Source organism: Melghiribacillus thermohalophilus, from assembly GCF_004342905.1.
GTDB lineage: Bacteria > Bacillota > Bacilli > Bacillales > Alkalibacillaceae > Melghiribacillus > Melghiribacillus thermohalophilus.
Genome location: NZ_SMAN01000023.1, coordinates 1 through 18467, shown reverse-complemented (window position 1 = coordinate 18467; position 18467 = coordinate 1). Strand labels below are relative to the sequence as shown.

At 42.1% G+C, this 18467-nt stretch carries 21 protein-coding genes and 1 rRNA gene; 1 reads left to right on the top strand and 21 read right to left on the bottom strand.

Going from position 1 to position 18467, the window contains the following annotated elements:
- Positions 1-140 precede the first annotated feature (140 nt).
- From purR to metG, 10 genes are all read right to left on the bottom strand, one after another.
- Positions 141-956 (bottom strand): pur operon repressor, encoded by an 816-nt coding sequence (gene purR, locus EDD68_RS13110; protein WP_132372746.1) that lies wholly within the window; start codon positions 954-956, stop codon positions 141-143.
- Positions 957-1011: 55 nt separating this feature from the next.
- Positions 1012-1878 carry a 4-(cytidine 5'-diphospho)-2-C-methyl-D-erythritol kinase gene (gene ispE / locus EDD68_RS13105; protein WP_132372775.1) on the bottom strand — a complete coding sequence of 289 codons (867 nt, stop codon included), beginning with the start codon at positions 1876-1878 and terminating at the stop codon, positions 1012-1014.
- A 138-nt stretch (positions 1879-2016) separates the two neighbouring features.
- Positions 2017-2199 carry a small, acid-soluble spore protein, alpha/beta type gene (locus tag EDD68_RS13100; RefSeq protein ID WP_132372745.1) on the bottom strand — a complete coding sequence of 61 codons (183 nt, stop codon included), beginning with the start codon at positions 2197-2199 and terminating at the stop codon, positions 2017-2019.
- A 307-nt stretch (positions 2200-2506) separates the two neighbouring features.
- Positions 2507-2761, bottom strand: a complete 255-nt coding sequence (gene veg, locus EDD68_RS13095; protein WP_132372744.1) for a biofilm formation stimulator Veg — start codon at positions 2759-2761, stop codon at positions 2507-2509.
- 257 nt (positions 2762-3018) lie between these two features.
- Complete coding sequence (gene yabG, locus EDD68_RS13090) at positions 3019-3930, bottom strand: sporulation peptidase YabG (protein ID WP_132372743.1); 912 nt, start codon at positions 3928-3930, stop codon at positions 3019-3021.
- A gap of 62 nt (positions 3931-3992) precedes the next feature.
- Positions 3993-4880 carry a 16S rRNA (adenine(1518)-N(6)/adenine(1519)-N(6))-dimethyltransferase RsmA gene (gene rsmA / locus EDD68_RS13085; protein ID WP_132372742.1) on the bottom strand — a complete coding sequence of 296 codons (888 nt, stop codon included), beginning with the start codon at positions 4878-4880 and terminating at the stop codon, positions 3993-3995.
- Positions 4873-5430 (bottom strand): ribonuclease M5, encoded by a 558-nt coding sequence (rnmV, locus tag EDD68_RS13080; protein WP_207902591.1) that lies wholly within the window; start codon positions 5428-5430, stop codon positions 4873-4875. Before rnmV ends, rsmA begins: the two co-directional genes overlap by 8 nt.
- A gap of 119 nt (positions 5431-5549) precedes the next feature.
- Positions 5550-6779: a G5 and 3D domain-containing protein gene (locus tag EDD68_RS13075; RefSeq protein WP_132372740.1), complete on the bottom strand. Its 1230-nt coding sequence runs from the start codon at positions 6777-6779 to the stop codon at positions 5550-5552.
- A 146-nt stretch (positions 6780-6925) separates the two neighbouring features.
- Entirely contained in the window at positions 6926-7696 is a 771-nt protein-coding gene (locus tag EDD68_RS13070) for a TatD family hydrolase (RefSeq protein ID WP_132372739.1), read from the bottom strand.
- A 140-nt stretch (positions 7697-7836) separates the two neighbouring features.
- Entirely contained in the window at positions 7837-9783 is a 1947-nt protein-coding gene (gene metG / locus EDD68_RS13065; RefSeq protein ID WP_132372738.1) for a methionine--tRNA ligase, read from the bottom strand.
- A gap of 367 nt (positions 9784-10150) precedes the next feature.
- Here metG and EDD68_RS13060 point away from each other — a divergent pair, with 367 nt between their 5' ends.
- Positions 10151-10429 (top strand): AbrB/MazE/SpoVT family DNA-binding domain-containing protein, encoded by a 279-nt coding sequence (locus EDD68_RS13060; protein ID WP_132372737.1) that lies wholly within the window; start codon positions 10151-10153, stop codon positions 10427-10429.
- 229 nt (positions 10430-10658) lie between these two features.
- On the opposite strand, the gene rsmI is transcribed toward EDD68_RS13060, so the two are convergent.
- The 11 genes from rsmI to rrf form a co-directional block, all read right to left on the bottom strand.
- Complete coding sequence (gene rsmI / locus EDD68_RS13055) at positions 10659-11531, bottom strand: 16S rRNA (cytidine(1402)-2'-O)-methyltransferase (RefSeq protein ID WP_132372736.1); 873 nt, start codon at positions 11529-11531, stop codon at positions 10659-10661.
- 14 nt (positions 11532-11545) lie between these two features.
- The gene (locus EDD68_RS13050; protein WP_132372735.1) at positions 11546-12307 is read right to left on the bottom strand and encodes a tRNA1(Val) (adenine(37)-N6)-methyltransferase; all 762 of its coding nucleotides are present in this window, start codon (positions 12305-12307) and stop codon (positions 11546-11548) included.
- 144 nt (positions 12308-12451) lie between these two features.
- On the bottom strand, positions 12452-12811 hold the full coding sequence (gene yabA / locus EDD68_RS13045; RefSeq protein WP_132372734.1) for a DNA replication initiation control protein YabA: 360 nt from the start codon (positions 12809-12811) through the stop codon (positions 12452-12454).
- 16 nt (positions 12812-12827) lie between these two features.
- Positions 12828-13655, bottom strand: coding sequence for a PSP1 domain-containing protein (locus EDD68_RS13040; protein WP_132372733.1), 828 nt, complete (start codon positions 13653-13655; stop codon positions 12828-12830).
- A gap of 6 nt (positions 13656-13661) precedes the next feature.
- The gene (holB, locus tag EDD68_RS13035; protein WP_132372732.1) at positions 13662-14648 is read right to left on the bottom strand and encodes a DNA polymerase III subunit delta'; all 987 of its coding nucleotides are present in this window, start codon (positions 14646-14648) and stop codon (positions 13662-13664) included.
- 15 nt (positions 14649-14663) lie between these two features.
- The gene (locus EDD68_RS13030; protein ID WP_132372731.1) at positions 14664-15104 is read right to left on the bottom strand and encodes a YaaR family protein; all 441 of its coding nucleotides are present in this window, start codon (positions 15102-15104) and stop codon (positions 14664-14666) included.
- A 27-nt stretch (positions 15105-15131) separates the two neighbouring features.
- Positions 15132-15461 (bottom strand): cyclic-di-AMP receptor, encoded by a 330-nt coding sequence (locus tag EDD68_RS13025; protein ID WP_132372730.1) that lies wholly within the window; start codon positions 15459-15461, stop codon positions 15132-15134.
- A gap of 59 nt (positions 15462-15520) precedes the next feature.
- On the bottom strand, positions 15521-16153 hold the full coding sequence (tmk, locus tag EDD68_RS13020) for a dTMP kinase (protein WP_132372729.1): 633 nt from the start codon (positions 16151-16153) through the stop codon (positions 15521-15523).
- 13 nt (positions 16154-16166) lie between these two features.
- On the bottom strand, positions 16167-17591 hold the full coding sequence (locus EDD68_RS13015; RefSeq protein WP_132372728.1) for an aminotransferase class I/II-fold pyridoxal phosphate-dependent enzyme: 1425 nt from the start codon (positions 17589-17591) through the stop codon (positions 16167-16169).
- 206 nt (positions 17592-17797) lie between these two features.
- A complete protein-coding gene (locus EDD68_RS13010) occupies positions 17798-17992 on the bottom strand; it encodes a sigma factor G inhibitor Gin (protein WP_132372727.1) in 195 nt (64 codons plus the stop codon).
- Between the two features lie 386 nt (positions 17993-18378).
- Positions 18379-18467: ribosomal RNA gene (gene rrf / locus EDD68_RS13005) — 5S ribosomal RNA — on the bottom strand; the annotation flags it as partial.

The following is an 18467-nucleotide window of genomic DNA, read 5'->3' as shown; positions in this document are numbered from 1 at the left end:
AATTTTTAAAAAATTTTGCCCGCAATTTTTTGCTGTAAAAATAAGTAATAAACCATACACTCTAGAGCCCCGGGAACTCAGGTGCGTCCCGGTTAAAAAATGCAGATATAACAAAAAACTGCCCCAATATGGGACAGTTTTTAACCCTTAAAATAATTCCCTTTAACCACTTCAATTTTATTCTCGTTTAAATCCACATCCTGAATTTGAATCAATGAAATATAATCCGTTACAATTCGTTCCTCTTCTTCATCCTCTGCTTCAGCCAGAACTCCAATCCCGTTCACATTTGCCTGGAATTCCGCAAGCAGGCTTTTCATTCCGTTGATGGTTCCCCCCGCCTTCATAAAATCATCAATGATACACACATTGGAACCTTCCGGAAGGCTTCTTTTCGATAACACCATCGTCTGTATTTTCCTGGATGAACCGGAAACATAATTGATGCTGACAGTTGATCCTTCTGTTACTTTCGGATCCCTCCGTACGATGATGACAGGAACATTTAAAACATTAGCAGTTGCGTAAGCGATGGGAATCCCTTTCGTAGCAACGGTTATCACGTACTCAATATCCTTTTCTGCAAAGGCCGAGGCAAATATTTTACCGATGTTTCTTACGGTTTCAGGATCTCCCAAAAGATCACTCATATACAAATATCCCCCGGGCAAAAGCCGTCCCGGATCCTCTAAACGCTTACAAAGACTTTCAATAAACCGTTCCGCCTTCTCTTTTGAAAGCTGAGGTATATATTTTACTCCTCCGGCAGCTCCGGCAATCGTCACTAATTTTCCGATCCCTTCCCTTTGAAACATATCATTCACAATGTCGAGATCTTCGCTAATCGATGATTTTGCAGCATTCAATGTTTCCGCAAAATATGGCAGGGAAATCAGCTTTTGCGGATGTTCCAGCAAATAATTTGTCATAGCCACCAGTCGTTCACTTCGTTTCACCATGTCCACCCCAAATCCGAATGTTTCATGAAGAATATTACACTAATATACGGTTTTAATCAACTGGTAAACGCTGTCCCAGCATTCGTACAACGTAAACTTCATTGCAAAACCCTTTTAAGCTGTTGTAAATTCGTTCAGCTTTCTGATCTTTTCTCGTTAAACCAAACACGGTCGGACCGCTTCCGCTCATCAACACATTATCTGCTCCTGCCTTTAACATACGCTCTTTCATTGTTTTTACTTCAGGGTGCAGCCGGAAAGTTACCGTTTCGAGTACATTCCCCAGTTTGGCAGTCATACCGGAATAATCCTGTTTTTGAATAGCCTGCTTCATTCCCTCAATATCCGGATGATTTAAATATTCCAGAGTGAGCTGTTCATAAACGACCCTTGTTGACACACCGATCGATGGTTTTGCCAATACAATCCAGCATGGGGGCGGAGCCGGGAGTTCGTGAATTTTTTCTCCCCTTCCGGTCACACAAGCTGTACTGCTGTACACACAGAAGGGAACATCCGACCCGATTTCTGATCCGATTTCCGCAAGTTGTTCATGGGTTAATTGCAACTTCCATATTTTGTTTAATCCCCTTAAAACAGCAGCAGCATCGCTGCTTCCTCCGGCAAGACCTGCTGCTACCGGAATCTGTTTGTCTATGGTAATCTGTACGCCTTTTTGTATACCGAGTTTTTCTTTAATGATGAATGCTGCCTTATAGGCTAGATTGCGCTCATCATCAGGGACAAACCGATTATCGGACACAATTTTTATTTCATTTTGTTCAAGGGACTTCAGTTCAATCCGGTCAGCCAGATCAATGGTCGTCATGATCATGTTAACCTCATGGTAACCATCTTCCCGTTTATGTAATACATCCAATGCAAGGTTAATTTTTGCTGGCGCTTTCTCATAAATCATGCGGTTGTTCACACCTTTTCCCCTCCGTTTGTTCTAAAGCATTGTATCATACTTTCCGGAAAAAGCGGAAGCACCTCTTCTACTATAAGTCATAACGGAAAAAGGGCAGACCCGGTATGGACCTGCCCGAAAATATGACTATTTCCTTCCTTGATTTCTAACCTGATCCTCAGCCATTTCAATAGCTCTTTTTACCATATTCCCAGCATCTCGTGCTTTTATTCCGCCCCAGCCTTCTTTTTGCACAGTGTCGTAAAAACCTAACTCTTTCGCAATTTCCTCTTTCAACTCATCGGACATGACGCCCCGATTTCTGGCCAAAGGACAACAGCTCCTTTCAAAGTGAGTTTTTACGACATTCTTATTGTATGTCATTTCCGGTATTTCACTACGTTATATGTAAGCAAAAGGGTTATTTCATTCCAGTCAAGCATGCGCAGGATCTTATTGTCGGACTGTACGAGGGTGAAAGCTGTTGAGGGCAGAATTCAACAGGAAAAGGGAAGTGTTCCGCTAAAGCCACAGAGCGGCTCAAAAGACTGAACCATTACCAAATGACCAACATTTCCGCGATTTTTTATTTTCTCCTAAACAATAAAAAAGCAGTAAACAAGTGTTTACTGCTCCATCAGGCCATTTTGCCCATATCGTCCACGAAGGTTAATTCAACTGTCTCGGTCAACACATCAGCATAGCTGTATGAGACTCGTTCAAACGCGTTTTCTTCCTGATCAAGTTCTACGATAAAAACCGCTGGATAAGTTTCAGCAAGTACCCCTGTACGTTTAATGGTTTTGCGCCGACCTCCGTTCGCTTTCAGTGTCAACCGCTTCCCAATCTGACAATCCAGAGCCTGTTTAATTTCCGCTAAAGTCTTAGGCACTTCACTCCACCTCACTAATAACATAGTAACACAAACAGAGTACTCAAGTCAAGTAAAAACTAATATTATAACAGTCAAACATTCACTATGTCAATGACGACTGTTTAAGTTCTTCTATTTTATTTTTTCTAAAAAACATAAAAAACATGCATATTTTCCCGAAGAAAAGGAAATTTTTATCTAAAACCATCGAATAAAAATCGAATCATTGGGAAAAGACCCCCTCTGTTCACTTGAATGGTGGAGGAAATAATTACTTATTCATCCGTGTCCTGTTGATAAACTTGTGGATGTTCAACTGCCAGATTTTTATCATCTTCTGGATATGGAAGCCCCGTTCGAAATAGCCCTCTTGTTTCTACGCCACCCAGTCCTTTTTCCCCTGTGATGGTATGCTTAAGTACATCCCAAACTCCAACCTTTTCCATAAAGGATGTATAGCCGATTTTCGCAACAATGTATACAGGATCCAGAGCATGTATATTTACCCTTAAGGGGGAACTGGCAAAATTCGCACCGGCCCGAATCAACGATTCAAAATGGGATTGACATGCTCCAGCAAAAATGACGAGCTGATCTAAGCTGGGGGTGTACTTTCGTGCCTCTCTGACCGTTTCAGAAAAAAATTTTGAATTGCGGTATGCCCGAATATCGTTCTTATCTCCTTTATTTTTGGTGTAAGAATCGTGACCGGTAACGACGAGAACATCCGGCTGTATTTTTTCCAGCAATTCTTTAATTTTTAAAGGCATTTCCCGTTCGTCAATATGAAGGCCGTGAACCTGAAGGCCGAGACGACGGTATAGATGGATACATTTTTTTAAATATATTGCGTCTCCATCAACATGCAAAACCCTCGGAGGAATTTGGAAATATTTAACATTGTCTCCAGCTGTGGAGGTTACTTCATATTCCTGTTTTTTCCTTAAAAGGTGATAGTCCTGGCGAAACAGTCGGAAGGAATAGTCCTCTTTCTCTCTTTCAGCCTTTTTTCTTTTCAATAGCTCCCGTTTATCCACCTTTTCCAGGTCATCTACCGGGGCATCGGCTTCCAATCGGTAATCTTCCCCGTACAATTGTGCCAGGTCTCTCTTGATGGACTGGATCCGGAATAATAAATCATGATTGTAGGATTTCCGTGTGACAATATCGCCTTTTTTCCACTGCATCCCTTTTCCTCCTCCATGGCTGACTCCTATAATAGCCTATTGTGAGGAGGAGCAGGATGTTCCTAACTTTCCCCTATACGGTCATAAAAATGATTGGCAAGTCGGGCAAACTCCGCCATCGTCAGGGATTCACCCCGACGATTTGGTTCGATCTTCGCTGATGAAAGAATGTCCGCAATGCCCTCCTTCGAAAGCCTGGTGTGAAAATGTCGGCTTAAATTATTCATGATGGTTTTTCTTCGCTGGGCAAAACAGGCTTGAACCAGGTCAAAGAAATAACGTTCATTTTTCACTTCGACGGGCGGTTCATCTCTCATGTCCAGATGTAGAACTGCAGAATCCACATTTGGTTGTGGCATAAATACGGTTTTGGGGACATTCATAACTATTTTCGGTATAGTAAAATACTGTACAGCGATGGAGAGGGAACCGTAATCTTTTGTGCCGGGCTGAGCCGACATACGGAGTGCGACCTCTTTTTGGATCATTACTGTAATATCCGTGATTGGTAGCTGATCCATCAACAATTTCATTAATATCGGTGTAGTTATATAATAAGGCAGGTTAGCCACGACTTTGACAGGCTGATCTTTCCGAAAATACTCCAGTAAGATTTTTCTGATATCGGCCTTTAAAATATCTTCATTTCGTACAGTTACATTCGGATAATCCTTTAAGGTCTCCTTCAAAACGGGAATAAGCCGCTGATCAATCTCAAAAGCGAGCACACGATCTGCTTTTTTAGCCAGCTGCTCCGTTAACGCTCCTATGCCGGGCCCAATCTCTATGACTCCGCAATGCTCGTCTATGCCTGCATATTTCACAATATTCTCCAGGATGTTAACATCAATCAAAAAATTTTGTCCCAGGCTTTTTTTGAAAGAAAAATGAAATTTCGCAAGTATTTCTCTGGTTCGATTTGGCGTGGCAATCGCTTTTTCTTTACTCATTCGTTTTTTCCTCCTGGATCATTTCATCCATCGTCTGTTTAAATACGGCTTTTGAAATTTGAAACATGTTCAGCCGTTTTTCGAGCTGTTTGGCATTGGCAAATCCTATATGTAATTTTTTCCCTAATTGTTCCCTTCTTTTTCGGGCATGTATTCCGCCGATTAAACCATATTCCATCAGGTCCTGTTTTGTAAATACAGTATCCGGCTGTTCCATGACCTCATATACCTTTTCCAGGGCTTTGCGGATATCTTCAGGGCTTGCGTGTTCAATTCCAAGGCCATGTTTGCCTTTCGCCTTTTCCCTGGGCAAAAAAGCATGCTTGCAGCCAGGAACTGCTTCAGAAATGATATGCCGAATCCGCTCCCCGGGATAATCCGGATCTGTAAAAATAATCACACCTCGCTTTTGTTGGGCATGTTGGATTTGCTTGAGGATATATTCATCAATGGCTGACCCGTTGGTTTCTATCGTATCACATTGAACTGCCCGCTTGATATTCATGGTGTCATCTTTTCCTTCAACAACGATAACCTCTTTAATATACAATGCTGTTCCTCCTGATTCTAAAGTCTGGTTAAAACTCATAACTAATTCGTATTTTATACCTTTTTCTTGAAAACATAAAACAGAGGGGTTGATCTCCCCTCTGTTTTTCATTAATTGTATTAGTTTCCGTACACCTTTACTCGGACGATCCTGAAACCGAAACTTTCCACCTTGCTTTGATTCGAGTAAAATAAATCAATTTTGTTCCCCTGTATGGCAGAACCTGTGTCACCGGCTACAGCACATCCATACCCTTCCACCCAGACAGTTGAGCCAAGCGGTATCACACTGGGATCCACAGCTACTACTTTTGCATCAGGATTGGCGCGAAGGTTTATACCCGTATAAGTAACTCCTGAGCATCCATTGCAGTAAGCCGAATATGCCGTTGCTCTCATCGTTAATTCTTTGATTGGCTCACCTTTGCCGCATGATCCGCCACCGGATGACTTTTTACTGGATAATAATTGGATACTGGATGATGATTTTGTGCCTACAGCGACGATTTCATCCTGTCCTTCCTGCTTCGTAACCTGTTTGACCAGTTCCCGTTCGACTTCCTCGCCATTTTTGTAAGTGATTTCATAATGATGTTCGACCACCCCGTATTCTCCGGGTTGAATGACACGGGTTTGGCCCTGTGACATGTTACTGTCATAACGGGTAATCGTCTTGTAATCCAGCCGTTCTTCCACTACTTCTGTTTCTTTCTTTACTCTTGTAATATTAATCGTTAAACCATCTTCAATAGGATGTTTGGGAGAGGGATCAATTTCATCTAATGCTTGCAGTGTAATGTTTTTGGAATCCAGCAAATCTTTTACATATTTTTCGGTAGTCCAGAGCGTTTCCGTTTCTCCACCGTCGTTAATCGTGACTTTGGCTGCTCTGTTGATGGAAATATCCATTCCATTTACAATGGACGTTTCCATGAATGGAATAACAACATCATGTTCTGAAACATCTATGTTTTCCTGATTTAAAAAGCTTTTTACTGTGTCGGCTGTTGTGTAGTACGTTTTCTCTTCCCCATTAATCGTAACCATTACTTCTTTAGCTGGAACATATGTAATTTCCATTCCCTGTCGAATCGAAGCTGACATATCCCTGGATAGATAGTCATGATCATCGACTTCAATTTCTAATTCGTTCATTAATTCTTCCACGGTATCTGCATGGGTTCGAACCTGAACCTCTTTGCCATTATAATCGATCGTGACTTCGGCCATAGTTGCCTCGTACAATAGTATACTGATTGATACGAAGAATACAATGACGGTCAGAAAAAACAGCAAAAACTTAAATGGCCCGGTTACCCGCTGGGGGGGGTGTGATTTTGTTTCCATCATGTCATTTCCTCCTTATTACCGGAGCGTAACACCAAAACAAAAGAGCCTGAAAATCTTTTCTAGGCTCTCTATAACATTATGCAGATTTTTGATGCTAATAAAATAGATTTGGAGGAAATGTAATACAACTGTAATACTACAGGAATCTAATCGTCAAGATTAAACAATTTTTTGGCATTTCTGGTAGTTTTTTCAGCAACTTCTTCCAGAGAAATCCCTTTCAGTTCTGCGATTTTTTCCGCTACCAGTTTCACATAAGCCGGTTCATTTCGTTTTCCCCGATAAGGATGGGGTGCTAAAAATGGGCAATCCGTCTCGATCAGCAACCGGTCAAGGGGAATTTCTTTCGCTACCTCTTTTGGGCGTCTGGCGTTTTTAAAGGTCACGGGACCTCCCAGAGAAATATAAAAATTCATATGGACACATTCCCTGGCGATTTCCGGGGAACCGCTGAAACAATGCATAATTCCCCCCACTTCTTCAGCATGCTCTTCTTTTAAAATATCGACAATATCCTGTGTGGCTTCCCGGTTATGAATGATGATGGGAAGGCCAACCTTTCTGGCCAGGCGGATCTGTTTCCGGAATACATCCTTCTGTACATCGGCGGGTGATTTATCCCAGTGATAATCTAGTCCCATTTCACCAAGAGCCACAACTTTAGGATGTTCAGTAAGCTCTTCCAGCCATTTTAAATCTTCTTCTGTCATATCAATGGCATCTACCGGGTGCCAGCCGACGGAAGCATAAATATCGGGATGCGATTCGGCTATTTCAAGGGCAAGGGGAATCGTTTTACGGTCAAATCCCACGACGACCATATTTTTGACTCCCGCTGCCCGGGCCCGTTTTATGACTTCCTCCCGGTCCTCCTCAAACTGATCCGCATTCAAATGAACATGGGTATCAAATAACATCCATAACCTCTCCTTTCGCAAAAGCGTTACCCTCATTTCGCGAGCTGTGAACTGGATGGCTCTGTACAAGATAAAAGAAATACTCAAACTTCATTCAAAAAAAGAGGGGCTTCATGAGAAGACCCCTTTTTATTGAACATCTATTTCACCTTTGTACCATTCGGCAGGGTTTCGTCAACCGTTGCAAGGGACAGACTGCCATTCTCGTCTTCCCCGGCCAGAATCATGCCCTGGGATAATTCGCCCCGCAGTTTTGCCGGTTTTAAGTTGGCTACACAGATTACTTTCTTTCCGACTAAATCTTCAGGCTTATAATGCTCAGCAATGCCGGAAACAACCTGCCGCTTCTCACTTCCCAGATCCAGCTGAATGCGTAGGAGCTTATCGGCATTTTCCATTTTTTCAGCGCGAATGACTTCGGCAACCCGAAGGTCGATTTTCATAAAATCATCAATGGATATTTCATGCTCTTTTTCTTTCTGTTTTTCTTTTTTGGGTTCAGGTCTAGACATCATATGTTTAATGGCTTCTACTTCCTTTTCTGTCTCAAGGCGAGGGAAAATTGGCTTTCCTTTCTGTACTTTTGTTCCTTCCTTCACAGTCCCAAACTGATCCAGGCTGTCCCAGGTCTGCAACTCTTCCTGTTCAATGCCAAGCTGGTCAAATATTTTTTGCGGCGTGCTGGTTAGGAAAGGTTTCAACATGATAGCGATATGGCGCAACCCTTCAACCAGGTGAGCCATGACGTTGCCTAAACGATCTTTTCGACCTTCATCCTTTGCCAGTATCCATGGTTCTGTCTCATCGATATATTTATTGGTGCGGCTGATGAAAGACCAGAGCTGTGACAAAGCAACAGAAAATTCCATATTCTCCATGGCATTTTCTACTTTTTCACGAGTTTCCCTTGCCATCTCTTCCAGGCTGGAGTCATATTCGTTTTCATGCCCCTGGAATGCTGGAATTTCCCCGTCAAAATATTTTCCAATCATGGCCACGGTACGGTTGAGCAAGTTGCCCAGGTCATTGGCCAGATCATAATTGACCCGCTCAACAAAGCCTTCTGGTGTAAATACACCATCCGAACCAAATGGCACTTCACGCAGCAGATAATAACGTAATGCATCCAGTCCATAACGATCAATTAAGTCGACGGGATCCACTACATTCCCTTTGGATTTGGACATCTTCCCGTCTTTCATTAAGAGCCACCCGTGGGCAAAAACCTTTTTCGGCAGCGGAAGATCAAGGGCCATCAGCATAATCGGCCAGTAAATGGTATGGAAACGGACGATTTCTTTCCCAACGAGATGAACATCTGCCGGCCAGTACTTCTTGAATTTCTCCTCATTTTCAGTGCCATAGCCAAGGGCTGTAATGTAGTTCGTTAATGCATCTATCCATACATAGATGACATGTTTGGGATCTCCAGGAACTTTGATGCCCCAGTCAAATGTCGTTCGAGAAACCGCCAGATCTTCCAGTCCCGGTTTAATAAAATTGTTAATCATTTCATTTTTCCGGCTTTCCGGCTGAATAAACTGGGGATTTTCATCATAATACTCGAGTAAACGGTCGACATATTTACTCATCTTAAAGAAATAGGATTCTTCTTTTACCTTTTCAACTGGACGGCCGCAATCCGGGCAATTTCCCTCTTCCAGCTGTCTGTCAGTAAAAAAAGATTCACATGGTGTACAGTACCAGCCTTCATATTCATCCAGGTAAATGTCCCCTTTTTCTACCAGACGGGCAAAAATTTTCTCTACGACTGTTTTATGGCGTTCCTGGGTGGTGCGGATAAAATCATCAGTGGAAATGTCAAGCTTTTTCCAGAGTTCTTGAATGCCGTTTACGATTTCATCTACATATGCCTGGGGAGTAACCCCTTTTTCCTTTGCTTTCCGCTGAATTTTTTGACCGTGCTCGTCTGTCCCCGTTAAATACATCACATCGTATCCCTGTAAACGCTTATACCGGGCCATCGCATCACCGGCAACTGTTGTATAGGCATGTCCGATGTGAAGGTGGCCACTCGGGTAATAAATGGGGGTAGTGATATAAAACGTCTTGTTTTTCTCTGGCATGTTTTGACCTCCTTATTCCCTGTCCGGCAAAGAAAACTCATTCTGTAATGAGTTTTACTCGGCTGGTTTCGTTGTCCCTGGCTCACTTGCACTCGCATACATTTTCATAATTTCCATATCTAACAAAAAACTATACCGAAAGCATTTCGAACATGTCAAGAAAACCGGACCACATTCGCCTGCAATTTTTTTGTTTTTTTACGAGAGCTTATTCGATTCATTTTCTGTGAAAAAACCTAGATGGTCCAGGTGTTAGAATAAACATTTTTTTACAATAATGTTATAAACTTATTGACAACATTGGGAATCAATGGTATGATTAATGTCGAATCATGACGAAATTATTTTTGAGGGGAGAAATCGGGCTATGAAATCTACTGGCATTGTTCGCAAAGTGGACGAGCTAGGTCGCGTTGTTATTCCAATTGAACTGCGTCGCACGTTAGACATTAAAGAAAAAGACGCCCTTGAAATCTACGTAGACGATGATCGAATCGTACTAAAAAAATATAAGCCAAACATGACCTGCCATATCACTGGCGAAGTTTCAGACGACAACATGACTTTAGCTGATGGAAAACTGATTTTAAGTAAAGAGGGCGCAGAGCAGTTATTGGAAGAAATTAAAAGACGCTTAAATAGCTAAATCCACACCATACTCGTCCTATGACGATGTAACCAGGTGAAATCGAATGTGATTTCGCCAATGCAGACAATATGTCTGAAAAAAAGTGATGCTGCGAATGGCGGCATCACTTTTTTTCAAAAGAAAAGGAAAAGGGAGGAATCTCCTTTAAACGTTTCAGATTAAGGTGATCCCTGACCTTTAAAGCTGATTCAAAGCAGGGGCTCACGTTCACTTTTTGTATGTTCCATCATAACTGGTGATAGACCTGGTAGACTTCCCGTCTGGAAAGACCCCTGTCTTTTGCCGTCTGTTTAATGGCATCTTTCTTGGAGTAGTTTTGCTTTGTATAATGTTCAACATGCTCAACAACGGACAAATGTTCCCACCATTGGCCTTCCTCCTGTCGTTCCTCTGTCCCTTCGACAACCACGCAAAACTCACCCCTGATTTCAGCCTGATCCGATTCCATCCATTCATGGATATCTTCTGCGGTTCCTCTGATAAACTCTTCATGGCGTTTTGTCAATTCCCGGGCCAGTGCCATACGTCTATCTTTTCCAAATACAGCTTTCATCACCTTCATCGTTTCTTTCATTCGATGGGGCGATTCATAAAAAATCATCGTGTAGTCTGTGTACCGTAATTTCTCCAATTCCGTTACAAGATCCTTTTTTTTCCGGGGCAAAAATCCATAAAACAAAAAGTGTCCTGTTGGAAGACCTGAACCTACAAGGGCACACAATGCTGCATTGGCACCAGGCAATACGATGACGTCTATTTCTCTGTTTGAGGCCTCATTGACCAGCTCATACCCCGGATCCGAAATTAAAGGCATGCCTGCATCGCTTACAACGGCAATCTTCTTTCCTCCTTGCAATTCCTTTAAAAGCTGTTTTCCCCTTTCGTTTTTATTGTGTTCATGGAAACTGATTAAAGGTGTCTGGATGGAAAAATGATTGAGCAGTTTTTTCGTTTGTCTCGTGTCTTCTGCAGCAATCATATCAACTTGTTTTAGGGTATTGATAGCCCTCAGAGTCATATCTTCTAAATGACCGATCGGAGTCGGGACAATATACAGTTTTCCGTGATCTTCATGCTTAAAGCTTTTTTGGATATTCATACTAGAAACCTCTTTCATTCAAGTTCATGATCATTATTTCCATATAGTATTTTTTCCATTTCTTTTGTGTATTCATTTGTATCGGTGTACACATACAGCGGAGGGAGAATTTTTAGATCAGGCTTTCCATCTCGAATTCCTTCTATCAGCAGCATATTTGCTTCTCTCCCTATTTTTGGGTAAACGAGACGGATTCGCTTCGGTTCCAGGTGATAGGTTCGAAACAGTGTAATCAGATCCACCAGACGTCCAGGCCTGTGAACCATGGCTACTTTTCCCCCGGGACGAACTAATTTTGCGCAGGAATATACCACATCCTCCAGCGTACAATAAATTTCATGTCTGGCTATGGCGAGATACTCATTGATGTTTTGTTCATCTTTTTTCGGGGTAGGAAAATACGGAGGATTGCAGGTGACAACATCAAACTTTCCATGACCAAGGGTCTCGGGCATATCCTTTAAGTCCCCTTGAATGATCTCAATCTGATCCTGAAGACCATTGACCGCAACACTTCGTACAGCCATATCATATATTCGCTCCTGCAGTTCCACCCCGGTAATTGTAGCACGGGTACGCCGGGACAGGAGGAGAGGAATCACCCCGTTTCCCGTACATAAATCAAGGATTTTTCCTTTTTTGATGGGTACATAGGCAAATTTAGAAAGCAACACAGCATCCAGCGAAAAAGCAAATACATTTGGGCTTTGAATAATCCGCATATCCTTTTCCGCCAGCAAATAATCCAGCCTTTCGTCCTGCTTTAATTCCACCATGGTTACGGTTCCTTTCCTGATATTCTGTATTTTTAGCGATTTGAAGCAAAGATCTCCTGTGATGATTGATTTTTACTGCCCGGGTCCAGGTCAGTCAAACAGCTGCTAAAAAAGGGCCCTTCCTTATTGTCAAGAAAGGGCCTGTCAAGCATTATGCTGTTTATTTAAAAATAAGAGGCAGAACAGACAATCCTCTTCATCCCGGGGACTGCCAAAGTGTACATTGCAAATGTGAAAACCTTCTTCGTAAATTCTGGCTAAATTATCATAGCCTTCACCGATCGCTTTTTCCTTTTCTATTTTCTGTCCGTGTTTTTCTTGTGAAGCCCCGGTCGAATGATGGCCTTCGAGTCGTTTTCTTAAGTGATGATTTTCAACAGTCAAATGGTGATTTTCCTCGATTAATCGTACAAGACTTTCCTTTAATGTTCCAAATTCTTCATACAACTCTCCGATTTGTTTTTCCATATGAGAGAATTTTTCCAACAGCTCTTTTTTATTCACGCTCTCTTCCACCCCATTATTCTGTGGCTTGACCAGGCAAAACACCCTCTTCAATCAGCTCGTCCAGCGTATATTCTATCACACGTTCCCGTTCCTTAATTTCAATCTGCACAATTCTCTCCAGAATATTTAATCCCACCACTTTTCCATCACCAAGTGGCGTTGCAATTGGATCACCGAGATCAGGGAGCTGCTGTTTGGCAATTTCATAATCGTCATTTTCATATTTTAAGCAGCACATCAACCTCCCGCATAGGCCTGATATTTTAGCAGGATTCAAAGACAGGTTCTGATCTTTGGCCATTTTAATGGAAACAGGTTCGAAATCCCCCAAAAATGTTGAACAGCATAGCATGCGACCGCAGGGACCAATGCCTCCAAGCATTTTGGCTTCATCCCGAACCCCGATCTGACGAAGTTCAATACGAGTTTTAAAAATGGCTGCGAGATCTTTAACCAGTTCTCGGAAATCAACACGACCATCAGCCGTGAAGTAAAAAATAACTTTATTGCGGTCAAAAGTGTATTCGACGTCAACCAGTTTCATTTCCAGCCCATGTTCAGCTATTTTTTCTTCACAGATTCCGAAAGCCTGTTCAGCTTTTTCTTTATTTTCTGCAACGGTTAATTTGTCTTTTTCATCTGCAATGCGAATGACTTTTTTCAGCGGAAGGACGATATCATTTTCATCGACCTGTTTATGGGCAATTACGACTTTTCCAAATTCAATGCCCCTGACGGTTTCCACGATTACATAATCATCTGTGCTGATCTGGTAGTCCCCGGGGTCAAAATAATATATTTTACCGGCCTGTTTAAACCGGACTCCCACAACTTCAACCAATCTGCATCACCTCTGTAATTGAAGCACCAATTGTTCCATGACAAGGGTTGAATGAACGTTTGCCATGAGCCTGCGCTTTGCATCCAGTATATTTGTCAACGATTCTGTCGCTTTTTGCATAGATATATGAAACGCGTATTTCTCAAACCTCACATTTTCGTGATCATAAACGATGGCCTGTTCGCGCCCAATCTGATATTGTATAAAATCCTTATACCAGATTAAAAGCAAATCCAGTCCAAGGGAAAGCTGGTCCCGGTTTTTAAAATGACCCAGCCACTGTTTATGAATAAACAAATACGCTTCGTTTTGCTGTTCATGCAGTACTTCAATTAATTTTATCACTAATTTTCTTGCCTTCGCAAACCAATCGTCTTCACTCAGGGAGATGGCCTCATCTACACTGCTGGTAAGGGTTGAACAGATTCTGGCTGTGGATTCAGGAATGCCTTTTTCCATTAATTGCTTCTGCCGTTCTCTGGCCGATAAGGACTGGAAGGCTATGATTTGACATCTGGAGCGGATCGTATTCAGGATGGACTGGCTATTTTCCGTCAATAATATTGCAACGGTTTGTTTTCCCGGTTCCTCGAGGAATTTCAATAACCGATTAGAAGCATTGACGGTCATGGTGTCCGCCTCGTGAATCACGTAAACTTTCTTGTTCGACTCTAGCCCTGTATACGTGAATTCTTTTTGCAAATGTAAAATCTGATCTTTTTTAATCGATTGTCCATCGGGTTCAATCCAGTGGACATCGGGATGGTTTCCGGAATGAATCCGGGAACATTCCCGGCATTTATGACAGGGCTCTGCCCCGTTTCGATTCAAACAAAAAAAACTTTTAGCAAGCAGTTTAGCTGCATCTTTCTTTCCGGTTCCCCGGGGGCCATGAAACAGATACGCGTGAGCCAGACGGTTCTTCACCAGACTGTTCATAAGCATTTTGACTGCAACAGGTTGAATCGTTTCTAAGTCCGTCCAGGATTTCAATTTCGCTTCACACCTTTATGCATATAAATGAATGAGCAGACCTTTTATTTCTCCGATAACCCCCAGGAGATCGATGGCCTTTTGTTCCTGATCCAGTACAGCATCGGTCAGTTCCACCAGTTTTTCATCCACAGCCTGCACAATGGTCAGTTTTCTGTTTTGTCCGTTCATGCTCCAGGTGTGGGAATCTTTGGTCTCAAGACCATATTTGACGACTTCCTGAATAAATTGTTTGACCAGCTTTTTATATTTTGACAGATCTTTAAAGGAACGAAAGCGGGCCACCTTTTCTCCCTGTCTGGATATTTCGTTCATTAAACGGTTCAATTCGTCCTCTTTCATCTTCACAGCCGCTTCATTGACAACGGTTTGAAAGGAATGACTATTGGTCTGTTTCGTTCCGGCGTTCTGTTTAATAATTTCCAGCTGAGATCGCAGTTCCTGACTTATTTTCAACGCAAGCCTCTCCCTTTTCCATCTGGATTAAAATTGATGAAATGAATCTACTGGAAGCACAAATACGGTTGCTCCCCCTACTTCAACCTTAACCGGTTTCGGAATATATGAATCCGCATTTCCCCCCATCGGTGAAATCGGTGCTACCATCTGTTCCCGATGGCTGCAATTTTCCTTTATAATCTCTAGTGCCTGATCGACCTGATCATCTTTACAGCCGATCATTAATGTTGTGTTCCCTTCTTTTAAAAAACCGCCCGTTGAGGATAGTTTTGTAGATTTAAAATCCTTATCCCCCAGGGCATCCACCAGACGATTTGCATCCTTATCCTGTACGACAGCCAGGATCAGCTTCATAATGTTCCTCCTTTAGGAAATACCTTTATTATTATTATAACAGGAAGTCCCAAAATGTTTCATTTTCTCACCTTATCAGATAGAGCCTGGTAGCAGTCTTCTACAACCTGCTCGACGGGCTGATCTGCATTAACCCTTTTAATGCGCTCAGGAAATTGTTCCATAAGCATCATGTAGGCTTCATATACCTTTTTGTGAAAACTTAATGCTTCTAAATCCAGGCGGTTTTGTTCCCTGTCCCCATTGTTCGTAATCCGTTCTAACCCTCTTTCCGGCGGCAAATCGAGAAAAAGAGTCAGATCAGGCATCCGGTTCTGAATGGCAAACTGATTAATGAGCCAAACTTCATCTATTCCAAGACCCCTGGCATAACCCTGATAGGCGAGACTGCTGTCCACAAAACGGTCACACAACACTATTTTTCCCTCTTCCAAAGCCGGAATGACTTTTTCTACTAAATGCTGTCTTCTTGCAGCTGCATATAACAGCGCTTCTGTCCTACCATCCATTTTCGTATGACTCGGGTTTAAAATGATATTCCGGATTTGTTCCGCGATTTCAATTCCTCCCGGTTCGCGGGTCCGCAAAAGGTTTTTGTATCCTTCTTGTATCATTTTTTCATAAAGCAAGTCTAATACCGTTGTTTTTCCTGCACCTTCTACACCTTCAAATGTTATAAATACGCCAGACATCACTATTCTCCTTTTATTCTTGTTTAAAAACATATATTCCTTCTTTCAGCCTGTCCCGGGCATATTGAATATACTGGTTTTGTCCAATATATTGTTGGAGGGTCTTTACATGCTCTTTGTTAATCCGTTCTCCTTTTAACAAATATGGAATACCCGGCGGATAAGGAGTTACAGACTCAGCAGTAATTCTTCCTACAGCTTTATCCCAAACAACCCATTCCGTTTTCATCTTTCTCATTTGATCGTACGATATGGCCAGGTCCTGAATAGGTTTCATTTCTGCTTGCGTCAGTTTTATACTATTATCTGTTTTTTCAGGGTCTAAGCGTTCTAGAGCTTTTTCTAAAACTTGCATTTCTGTATAAGGTGACAAGCCAAAAATAAACAAAATCTGATCATCCGTTACCATTTCAGGGTATATTCCGTTTCTTTCAAGAGCCCTGGCTATATCCCGCGCCTGATAACCCTCTTTTACCTGAACGATTATTTTTAACATATCATCGACGTGGGCTTCACATGGGAGAACCTCCCAGTATGGCAGCATCTTAAACATCGCCCTTACACCTTTCACAGACTGAATAATCTCGTGAATTTGTTTTCTGGACAAGTTGGCCAGATAGTAGCGGGCAAGATCCAGAGATGCCATTAAAGGATAAGAAGGACTGCTTGATTGAAACATATGTACATATCTGGAAACCCTTTCATAAGCAATGAGTTCCGAGCGCAGATGGAGCCATGCCGTCATGGTCATCGCCGGGAGCATCTTGTGAGCTGATTGTACAACGATATCTGCACCCAGTTCTAAAGCTGAAGTTGGAAAAGGATTCCCAAGAACAAAATGGGCACCATGGGCTTCATCTACAATAACCGGAATGTGATGATCATGTGCTGTCTCAATTAGTTTTTTTAACGGATAGGTATGGCCGAAATAATCCGGATAGGTAAGGACGACACCTTTCGCTTCCGGATATTGTTCCAGAGCTTCTTTTAACTGGTGAAGGGTGATTTCACTTAGGCGGCCAGTCTGCTTGCTATATAATGGAGTTAAAAAAACTGGATGGGCACCGGCCAGTTCCAGAGCGTGCATAATTGACTTATGAGAGTTTCTCTGAACAATGACAGTATCTCCTGGCTGACAGATCGCAAAAATCATGGCCAGGTTTCCGCTTGTACTGCCACCGACCAGGAAAAATGTATGATCTGCCTGATAAAAAGAAGCGGTTAACTTCTGTGCTTCTTTAATAACCCCTTCCGGCTGATGCAAATCGTCCAGTCCCGGTAGTTCAGTCAAATCGATGTTTAACAGTTTTTCAAACCAGTCCCGGGCTTCCCCGGTATAAATGGTCCCATTTTTATGTCCCGGAACATGAAAGGACAACGGATTTCTTCTGGCATGATCCCTTAAGGCATCAAACAAAGGGGTGCGTTTCTGATCCATTGCACACCATTGCTCCTTTTTACATTCTTTTAATCTTTTTCATCTTATCGAAAAAATCACGTTTATACAATGAACGAAACGATGTTTTTCAAATGAACTTTAGAATTTCGATAAAAGTTGATGTTGAGTTTGTTATACAACCAGTTTAACATCCGGTATGAACAGCCTATAAAAAAACCGAACCATTAATAGTTCGGTACATATTTCTATGAATATTGTGTAGTTTGATTGATTGCTTTCAATTTTTTTACGAAATACTGATACCTTTCATCTTCTGGTTCCGTCATAATCATTTCCTGTTCACATTCTGAACATATAAATGCTTGATATATAACGATTCCTTCTTTCTTTTCTTTCTGGCAAATCTGGCATATTTGCCGGGTTGTACTTTGTTTGCTCATGTTCCCCACCTCCCCTATCACTATCATCTCCGAATCTAAAAAATTTATACTCTAGAGTATCTTGATTTTAAACCGTTGAGATCCTGGTTTTTGATTGTATTTTTCAAATAGTTAAGTAATATATACGTATTATCGGTAGCCTGTCCTGGTGAGCAATTTAAACAGTCTTCCATCCAATTTCCATCAGACCTCTGCTGATGTTCCATCTCTACATCTTTTGCTTTATCAATCAAACGGCATGCAAAACTGATCCGGTGCTGTTAGATTTGATGTTAGATTCGCAAAGCTCCCCCTGCCGGCTTTCTTCAACATGCATACTTGTTCGAATAATTGAAAAACAAAATAAAAAACCAGGAAGTTTTTTAAAACTTCCTGGTTTATACTCCGCCCGGCAGCGTCCTACTCTCGCAGGGGAACAACCCCAACTACCATCGGCGCTGGAGAGCTTAACTGCTGTGTTCGGAATGGGAACAGG

Bases quoted from the DNA above. Each gene is read 5' to 3' on its own strand.
- EDD68_RS13060 (WP_132372737.1), top strand. From the start codon at position 10,151: ATGAAATCTACTGGCATTGTTCGCAAAGTGGACGAGCTAGGTCGCGTT.
- EDD68_RS13075 (WP_132372740.1), bottom strand. From the start codon at position 6,779: ATGATGGAAACAAAATCACACCCCCCCCAGCGGGTAACCGGGCCATTT.
- metG (WP_132372738.1), bottom strand. From the start codon at position 9,783: ATGCCAGAGAAAAACAAGACGTTTTATATCACTACCCCCATTTATTAC.
- EDD68_RS13010 (WP_132372727.1), bottom strand. From the start codon at position 17,992: ATGAGCAAACAAAGTACAACCCGGCAAATATGCCAGATTTGCCAGAAA.
- tmk (WP_132372729.1), bottom strand. From the start codon at position 16,153: ATGTCTGGCGTATTTATAACATTTGAAGGTGTAGAAGGTGCAGGAAAA.
- EDD68_RS13025 (WP_132372730.1), bottom strand. From the start codon at position 15,461: ATGAAGCTGATCCTGGCTGTCGTACAGGATAAGGATGCAAATCGTCTG.
- rsmI (WP_132372736.1), bottom strand. From the start codon at position 11,531: ATGAATATCCAAAAAAGCTTTAAGCATGAAGATCACGGAAAACTGTAT.
- rsmA (WP_132372742.1), bottom strand. From the start codon at position 4,880: ATGAGTAAAGAAAAAGCGATTGCCACGCCAAATCGAACCAGAGAAATA.
- yabG (WP_132372743.1), bottom strand. From the start codon at position 3,930: ATGCAGTGGAAAAAAGGCGATATTGTCACACGGAAATCCTACAATCAT.
- EDD68_RS13050 (WP_132372735.1), bottom strand. From the start codon at position 12,307: ATGGTGGAATTAAAGCAGGACGAAAGGCTGGATTATTTGCTGGCGGAA.
- ispE (WP_132372775.1), bottom strand. From the start codon at position 1,878: ATGATTTATGAGAAAGCGCCAGCAAAAATTAACCTTGCATTGGATGTA.
- EDD68_RS13015 (WP_132372728.1), bottom strand. From the start codon at position 17,591: ATGGATCAGAAACGCACCCCTTTGTTTGATGCCTTAAGGGATCATGCC.
- EDD68_RS13070 (WP_132372739.1), bottom strand. From the start codon at position 7,696: ATGTTATTTGATACCCATGTTCATTTGAATGCGGATCAGTTTGAGGAG.